Below are 7,345 nucleotides of genomic sequence, written 5' to 3' on the forward strand. Positions count from 1 at the left end.
TCGGCGGCTTACCCGCGCATCGGCGGATTGAGCCGTGCGAACGCCGCCTGCCGGCGATACGGGAAGTACGGATACGGCGCTTCGACCGCGCTCGCCGCGTCCAGCTTCGCGACCTGCGCATCGGTCAGCGCCCAGCCGACCGCGCCGAGGTTCTGCCGCAACTGTTCCTCGTTGCGCGCGCCGATGATGACCGACGACACGGTCGGCCGCTGCAGCAGCCAGTTCAATGCGATCTGCGGCACCGTCTTGCCGGTTTCCTCCGCGATCGCATCGAGCGCATCGACCACGTCGTACAGGCGCGCGTCGTCGACCGGCGGCCCGTAGCTGGCCGTTTCGTGCAGGCGGCTGCCTTCGGGCAGCGGCGCATCGCGCCGGATCTTGCCGGTGAGCCGGCCCCAGCCGAGCGGGCTCCACACCAGCGCGCCGAGGCCCTGGTCGGCGCCGAGCGGCATCAGGTCCCATTCGTAGTCGCGGCCGACGAGCGAGTAGTACACCTGGTTCGCCACGTAGCGCGTCCAGCCGTGCCGGTCGGCCGCCGCGAGCGACTTCATGATCTGCCAGCCGGCGAAGTTCGACACGCCGATATAGCGCAGCTTGCCCGCGCGCACGAGATCGTCGAGCGTCGACATCACTTCCTCGACCGGCGTGCCGGCGTCGAACGCATGCAGTTGCAGCAGGTCGATGTAGTCGGTGTCGAGGCGGCGCAGCGCGTCGTCGACGGCGCGCACCAGCCGTGCGCGCGACGTGCCCGCGTCGTTCGGGCCGTCGCCGGTCGGCAGGCCCGTCTTGGTCGAGATCAGCACCTGGTCGCGGCGCCCCTTGAGCGCGGCGCCGAGCACGCGCTCGGACGCGCCGTCGGAATACACGTCGGCCGTGTCGAACAGGTTGACGCCGGCTTCTAGACAGATGTCGATCAGGCGGCGCGCTTCGTCGACTCCGGTATTGCCCCATGCGCTGAACAGCGGGCCGGTGCCGCCGAAGGTGCCGGCGCCGAAGCTCAGGACGGGGACCTTGAGGCCGGAGCGGCCGAGCGTACGGTATTCCATGTGCGTTTCCTTTCGTCGTGTGAGCGCGGCGCGGCCGCGCGTCGATCGTCCGGCGACCAATGTACCGTTTGCGCCTTTCCCGGATAATCCAGAAGATGGCGAAAATATCCTTCGGAAGGAGCGAACAATGCTGCTCGACAACCTCGCGCTGTTCCTGCGCATCGTGGAGAAGGGCGGGCTGGCCGCGGCGGGCCGCGAGGTCGGCCTGTCGCCGGCCACGGTGTCCGAGCGGCTGACGGCGCTCGAGCGTCACTACGGCGCGGCGCTGCTCACGCGCACGACGCGCGCGATCAGCCTGACCGACGAGGGGCGCACGCTGATGGACGGCGCGCGACGCCTGCTGGCCGAGGCCGACGAACTCGAAAGCCGCGTGCGGCTGGGCGTGCAGACGCTGTCGGGGCCGGTGCGGCTCAGTGCGCCGGCCGATCTCGGGCGCGAGCGCGTCGTGCCCGTCGTCGATGCATTCCTGGCCGACCATCCGGGCGTCACGGTCGACCTGCATCTCGGCGACGGGTATGTCGACCTCGTCGGGCAGGGGCTCGATTTCGCGATCCGCCGCGGCACGCTGGCGGACAGTTCGTTGCGCAGCCGTTCGCTCGGCCGTGCGCGGCGCGTGGTATGCGCGTCGCCCGCGTATCTCGCCGCACATGGCGCGCCAATGCACCCGGACGAACTCGCCGCGCACGACTGCATCGTGATGCGCTTCGGCCAGGAGCTGTACGCCGAATGGCCGTTCAGCATCGACGGCGTCCTGAAGCGCGTGGTGGTGCGCGGCCGGCGCGTCGCCAACGACGGCGCGCTCGTGCGCGCGTGGTGCATCGCGGGGCACGGCATCGCGTTGAAGTCGCTGGTCGACGTCGAGCGGGATCTGGCGTCGGGCGCGCTCATCGAGGTGCTCGGCGCGTTCTCGCCGGGCGACGTGGATCTGCAGATCGTTTATCCGGGCGGTGTCGCGCAGCCGCGGCGTGTGCGGGCGTTGATCGACCGGCTGGCGCAGGCGCTGGCGTAGAGGCACGTTGCTTGCGCGGCCTGCGAGCCGTTGGAGCGTTGATCTCGCCGCGATCACATCGAATGTGCGCCGGTGCATGCCGGCGAACGTCATCATGCGTCGAAAACCCCCTTCGACTCCATTGCCCACATTTCGTCATTTAGCTAATATTCAAAACGTCAAACGAATCCGAATCCCGATGGACGACGTCACTCGCATCAGCGCCCTGGCCAACGAAAGCCGTCTCGCCGTGATGCGCTGGCTCAGGCAGCCGCGCAAGCATTTCCCGCCGCAGCCGCATGGCGACGTCGACGAGCTCGGCGTGTGCTGTACGTACATCACCGAGAAGCTCGGCATCGCGCCGGCCACGACCACGCGCCACATGCGCATCCTTGCGGACGCCGGCCTCGTGCAGGCGACCCGCGTCGGCAAGTTCACGTACTACAAGCGGATCGACGGCGCGCTGCAGCAGCTCGGCCGCGATCTCTCGCAACTCTGACCCTGACCGAGGCACCCGACATGGACGAACTGGCACTGCTGGCCGACGCCGACCGGCGCGCGCATGCGTATCTGGCCGCAACGAACGAGCGCCGCGCGTTTCCCGATGCGGCCGCACTCGCCGGCCTCGCCGCGTTCGACGAGCCGCTGCCCGATACGGGCCGCCCGGCGGACGACGTGCTGCGCCTGCTCGACGAGCACGGTACGCCCGCGACGGTCGCATCGAACGGCCCGAACTACTTCGGCTTCGTGATCGGCGCGACGCTGCCGGCCGCGGCGGCGGCCGAGCGGCTGATGCTCGCGTGGGACCAGTGCGCGTCGTCGTATGCGAATTCGCCGGTGGCCGCGACGCTCGAGCGCCAGGCCGCGCGCTGGGTCGTCGATGTGCTCGGGCTGCCCGAAGGCAGCGCGGTCGGCTTCGGCACGAGCGCGACGGCCTGCACGCTCGTCGCGCTGGTGGCCGCGCGGCGCGCGCTGCTCGCGCGCAAGGGCTGGGATATCGACGAGGACGGGCTGATCGGCGCGCCGGAAGTGAAAGTCGTGATCTCCGCGCTCGCGCACATCACGGTGAAGAAGGCGCTGCGCGTGCTCGGCTTCGGGATGAAGCGCATCGTCGTCGCGCCGGTCGATACGCACGGCCGGATCGACCCGGCGCAGTTGCCGCCGCTCGACGACATGACCATTTTCTGCGTGCAGGCGGGCGAAGTGAACACAGGCGAATTCGATCCGTTCGCGGCGTTGATTCCGCCCGCGAAGGCGGCCGGCGCGTGGGTGCACGTCGACGGCGCATTCGGCCTGTGGGCGCGCGCGTCGTCGAAGCGCGCGCTGACGGACGGCATCGACGGCGCGGACAGCTGGACGACCGACGGTCACAAATGGCTCAACACGCCGTACGACGGCGCGATGGTGATCTGTCGCGACGCGGCCGCGCTCGCCACCGCGATGAACAGCGACGCCGTCTATCTGAGCGGCGCGCACGATGCGCAGAAGAACCTGAACCTCGAATTCTCACGCCGCGCGCGCGGCATTCCCGTGTGGGCCGCACTGCGCTCGCTCGGCCGCGCCGGCGTCGCGACGATGATCGAGCGGCATTGCGCGCAGGCGGCGCGGGTCGCCGACGGCTTGCGGGCGGCCGGCTACGACGTGCTGAACCGCGTCGTGCTGAACCAGGTGCTCGTGCGCGCCGGCACCGACGAGGAAACGGCGGCGATCCTCGAAGCCGCGCAGGCGTCGGGCGACGTGTGGTTCGGCGCGACCGTGTGGCAGGGGCGGCCGGCGTTCCGGATCAGCGTGTCGTCGTGGCGCACCGAGGACGTGCACATCGATCGTCTCGTTGCGTTGCTGACGAAGCTGCGCGGCGTGCACGTGGGTTGAGCGTCACGCGTCGTCCGCGGCCGACACGGTTGCAGACGCACCTTTCAGGCACTCGATGAAGTGGAGCGCGGCCGGCGTCAGCAACGCATGCCGCCGCATCACGATCGCGACTGTCAGCGCCGGCATCGGCTCGGCGAGATTCAACGCGACGATCCCGCGCGACTGGCGTTCGACCTCGGCGAGCGGCCGCGCGAACACGCCGAGCGCATCCGTCTGCGACACGAGCCCGAGCGTCGCGGCAAACGACGGGCAGTGCACCACGCGTTTCGGCACGTCGAGGCCGAATGGCATGAAGATCGAGCGGATCAGGTCGTCGCCGCCTTCGCCGTAGCGCGGCACGCACCAGTGCGCATCGACGAGCTCGCGCAACGAGCGAGCCCGCGCGAGCCGATGCCGGCTTCGCGCGACGACCGCGAACGCCGTGCGGAACAATGGAATGCTCGCGAATTCGTCCGGGTCCGGCAGCGCGTTCGACAGTTGGTGCGTGACGATGAAGTCGAGCGAGCCGTCGCGCAGCCGCGCGAGGTCCGTCGCGGTCAGTGCATCGTCGACGTTCAGCGTCGCGCCGGGCAGGTCGCGCGTGAAGGCCGCGAACGCGCGCGGCAGGATCGTCAACGCGACGGTCGGGCTGACCGCGATCGATACCGAGCCGGTCGTGCCCAGCCGCAACTGCTCGATCTCGTCGCGCGTGCGCTGGATCTCCTCGACGATCAGCCGCGCGCGAATCGCGAATGCGCTGCCGTAATCGGTCAGCGCGATCCCCTTGACGCTGCGCACGACGAGCGGTACGCCCAGCTCGCGTTCGAGCTCGTGCACGATGCCGCTGACGGCCGGCTGCGTGACGCCGAGCGCACGCGCCGCACCGCGAATGGTGCGATGCTCGGCGACCGCGAGAAACGCATCGAGTTGCTTGAGCTTCATGGGCGATCGATCCGATGAGAAAGAAAGCACGGGGTTCCGGGCGGAATGCCGGGTGATAAGCAAAAATTATCGCTCATAACGAAATCTTGGATTTTTCTTATTGGGTCGAGTGTATATGCTCGGTGCTTTTCAGGAGCGGCGACGATGATGCGCGTGAACCAGCAGAGGCTATGGGATTCGCTCATGGAAATGGCGACGATCGGCGCGACCGCGCACGGCGGCAGTTGCCGGCTCGCGCTGAGCGACGACGATGCGCAAGGCCGGCGCCGCTTCATCGCATGGTGCGAGGCAGCGGGCTGCGAGGTCCGCATCGATCCGATCGGCAACGTGTTCGCGCGCCGGCCCGGCACGCAGCCCGGCTTGCCGGCCGTGATGTGCGGCAGCCATCTCGACACCCAGCCGCTCGGCGGCCGCTTCGACGGCGTCTATGGCGTGCTCGCGGGCCTCGAGGCGATCCGCACGCTGAACGAGCACGGCATCGCGACGCGGCACCCGATCGACGTCGTCGCGTGGACCAATGAGGAGGGCTCGCGCTTCACGCCGGGCATGATGGGCTCGGCCGTCTATGCGGGCGCGCTCGATCTCGACTACGCACTGGCGCGCCCGTGCATGCAGACGGGCGTGCTGCTGCGCGACGAACTCGAGCGCACCGGTTTCGCCGGCCCCGCGCGCGAGCGACAGATGCCGAAAGCGTATTTCGAAGCGCATATCGAGCAGGGGCCGGTGCTGGAGCAGGCCGGCTTGCCGATCGGCGTCGTGACGGGGGTGCAGGGCATCTACGAGCTCGACGTCACGGTGACCGGCTTCGAGTCGCATGCGGGCACGACGCCGATGAGCGTGCGCCGCGACGCGATGGGCGTGGCGGCCGCGATGATCGCCGCGATCGTCGAGCACGGCCATGCGTTCGATGCCGACGCGCGCGTGACCGTCGGCCATGTCGCGTGCGAGCCGAATTCACCGAGCACGATACCGGGCAAGGTGCGCTTCAGCGTCGACGTGCGCCACCCGTCGCGGCCGGCGTTGCAGCAACTCGTCGCCGATATCGAGGCAATCTGCATGGAGCGCACCGCGCTGCGTGGCACGTGCGTGCAGGTGCAGACGATCGCCGAATACGCGCCGGTGGTGTTCGATGCGGACTGCGTCGTGCGTGTGCGGCAGGCGACGGCCGCCGCCGGCTATCCATACCTGGAGATGTGCAGCGGCGCGGGGCACGACGCGGTGAACCTGTCATACGTCGCGCCGTCCGCGATGGTGTTCGTGCCGTGCAAGGCCGGGCTCAGCCACAACGAAGCGGAAGATGCCGATCCGGTACACCTCGCGCAAGGCGCGGCGGTGCTGGCGAACCTGCTGGCCGATTGCGCGCGTTAACTGCGTCGCCGGGTGCGGTTCGGCGCGCCCTTGCCAGCGTGAAAATGTCGGACAATGGCTGCTGCGCGCGCCGCGCCGGCGCCGTGCGTTCAACCGAAGCATTCACGCTTGCGAGATCCCCATGTCGACTCCCTTTCCCCGGGAACTGCTGAAGGCCGCCGATATCGCGAAGATGGAACCGACGCGCGCGGTGCATTCGCTCAATCCCAATGCCGTTCGTCTCAAGCGACCGCTCAGCGACCTGACCGGGCTGACGCAATTCGGCGTGCACCTGCTCACGCTGATGCCCGGCCACGAATCGGCCGAATATCACCGCCACCTGTACGAAGAGGAATTCGTGTACGTGCTGTCCGGCACCGGCGCGGTGACGATCGGCGAGCACGCCAGTGAAATCGGCCCCGGCGATTTCATCGGCTTTCCGCGCGGCGGCGACGCGCATACGGTGCAGAACACTGGCGATGCGCCGCTGGAACTGCTCGTCGGCGGCCAGCGGCTCGAGCACGACGTGTGCGAATACCCGCGCATCGGCAAGCGGCTTTATATCGCGGGCGAGCTCGAGGAGTATGTCGAGCTGCCGAAACAGCCGTGACGGCCGGTTGCACGTCATTTTCCGAGCAAGCTGTTCGTACAAAGTGCGCGCGGGAATTACCGCGGACAGATAGTGCGTGCACATCTAATACTCGGTGAATGTCCCGATCTCGGACGAGTGAGACGATACCCGTCGCCGGCGTATGCATCGCGAAGCCACGAAGGTCGTAAACGTGGCCGCGCGAGATGCGCGATTCGTGCGCCGAATGCTCTTGATTTCAATGGAATGGTTGCCGTCGGCTGCTGCCTATATCGATGCGTCAGATACCTTTTCTTGCTTTTGCCCTTTCGGCCCTTGTGCCCGGTCTGGTGTGGTCGTATTGGGCCGATGATCCCGGGTCGCTCAAATACTCCATCCCAATCGCCTACCTGGGCACGGCAGCGTTTGCCATTCCACAATATCTGCTGGTCACGAAATACTGGCGCGTTTCGATGATTTCATCGTGCCTGTGTGGCAGCATCACGGGGTTGTTGACCTGGATTGCCACTTATTTGATTTACACCGCGATCTGGGATGACGATGTTTTCAAGGCCGGTGTGGCGGTCGTTCTCGGGTTCATGG

At 67.9% G+C, this 7,345-nt stretch carries 8 protein-coding genes; 6 read left to right on the forward strand and 2 right to left on the reverse strand.

Annotated elements, in window-relative coordinates; all coding sequences use genetic code 11:
• Positions 1-8 precede the first annotated feature (8 nt).
• Positions 9-1,046 (reverse strand): aldo/keto reductase, encoded by a 1,038-nt coding sequence (locus tag H3O04_RS01770; protein ID WP_202587016.1) that lies wholly within the window; start codon positions 1,044-1,046, stop codon positions 9-11.
• Between the two features lie 127 nt (positions 1,047-1,173).
• On the opposite strand from H3O04_RS01770, the gene H3O04_RS01775 reads away from it, so the two are divergent.
• The 3 genes from H3O04_RS01775 (at position 1,174) to H3O04_RS01785 (ending at position 3,906) form a co-directional block, all read left to right on the forward strand.
• The gene (locus tag H3O04_RS01775) at positions 1,174-2,055 is read left to right on the forward strand and encodes a LysR family transcriptional regulator (RefSeq protein WP_202587017.1); all 882 of its coding nucleotides are present in this window, start codon (positions 1,174-1,176) and stop codon (positions 2,053-2,055) included.
• A gap of 178 nt (positions 2,056-2,233) precedes the next feature.
• Positions 2,234-2,533, forward strand: a complete 300-nt coding sequence (locus tag H3O04_RS01780; RefSeq protein WP_202587018.1) for an ArsR/SmtB family transcription factor — start codon at positions 2,234-2,236, stop codon at positions 2,531-2,533.
• Between the two features lie 20 nt (positions 2,534-2,553).
• Positions 2,554-3,906, forward strand: a complete 1,353-nt coding sequence (locus H3O04_RS01785; RefSeq protein WP_202587019.1) for a pyridoxal phosphate-dependent decarboxylase family protein — start codon at positions 2,554-2,556, stop codon at positions 3,904-3,906.
• Between the two features lie 3 nt (positions 3,907-3,909).
• Here the strand turns inward: H3O04_RS01785 and H3O04_RS01790 are convergent, their stop codons facing one another.
• Positions 3,910-4,827 (reverse strand): LysR family transcriptional regulator, encoded by a 918-nt coding sequence (locus tag H3O04_RS01790; RefSeq protein ID WP_200161554.1) that lies wholly within the window; start codon positions 4,825-4,827, stop codon positions 3,910-3,912.
• Positions 4,828-4,971: 144 nt separating this feature from the next.
• Here H3O04_RS01790 and H3O04_RS01795 point away from each other — a divergent pair, with 144 nt between their 5' ends.
• From H3O04_RS01795 to H3O04_RS01805, 3 genes are all read left to right on the forward strand, one after another.
• On the forward strand, positions 4,972-6,195 hold the full coding sequence (locus H3O04_RS01795; RefSeq protein WP_202587020.1) for a Zn-dependent hydrolase: 1,224 nt from the start codon (positions 4,972-4,974) through the stop codon (positions 6,193-6,195).
• Positions 6,196-6,316: 121 nt separating this feature from the next.
• Positions 6,317-6,784 (forward strand): cupin domain-containing protein, encoded by a 468-nt coding sequence (locus tag H3O04_RS01800; RefSeq protein ID WP_006488377.1) that lies wholly within the window; start codon positions 6,317-6,319, stop codon positions 6,782-6,784.
• Positions 6,785-7,038: 254 nt separating this feature from the next.
• Positions 7,039-7,345 (forward strand): hypothetical protein (locus tag H3O04_RS01805; RefSeq protein WP_202587021.1); only part of this gene is annotated, 307 nt, incomplete at its 3' end.

It is taken from the genome of Burkholderia sp. KCJ3K979 (assembly GCF_016759955.1).
In the GTDB taxonomy this organism is placed as follows: Bacteria; Pseudomonadota; Gammaproteobacteria; order Burkholderiales; family Burkholderiaceae; genus Burkholderia; species Burkholderia orbicola.

Coding starts and splice junctions, on each gene's coding strand:
- H3O04_RS01785 (WP_202587019.1), top strand. CDS start 2,554: ATGGACGAACTGGCACTGCTGGCCGACGCCGACCGGCGCGCGCATGCG.
- H3O04_RS01770 (WP_202587016.1), bottom strand. CDS start 1,046: ATGGAATACCGTACGCTCGGCCGCTCCGGCCTCAAGGTCCCCGTCCTG.
- H3O04_RS01800 (WP_006488377.1), top strand. CDS start 6,317: ATGTCGACTCCCTTTCCCCGGGAACTGCTGAAGGCCGCCGATATCGCG.
- H3O04_RS01780 (WP_202587018.1), top strand. CDS start 2,234: ATGGACGACGTCACTCGCATCAGCGCCCTGGCCAACGAAAGCCGTCTC.
- H3O04_RS01795 (WP_202587020.1), top strand. CDS start 4,972: ATGATGCGCGTGAACCAGCAGAGGCTATGGGATTCGCTCATGGAAATG.
- H3O04_RS01790 (WP_200161554.1), bottom strand. CDS start 4,827: ATGAAGCTCAAGCAACTCGATGCGTTTCTCGCGGTCGCCGAGCATCGC.
- H3O04_RS01775 (WP_202587017.1), top strand. CDS start 1,174: ATGCTGCTCGACAACCTCGCGCTGTTCCTGCGCATCGTGGAGAAGGGC.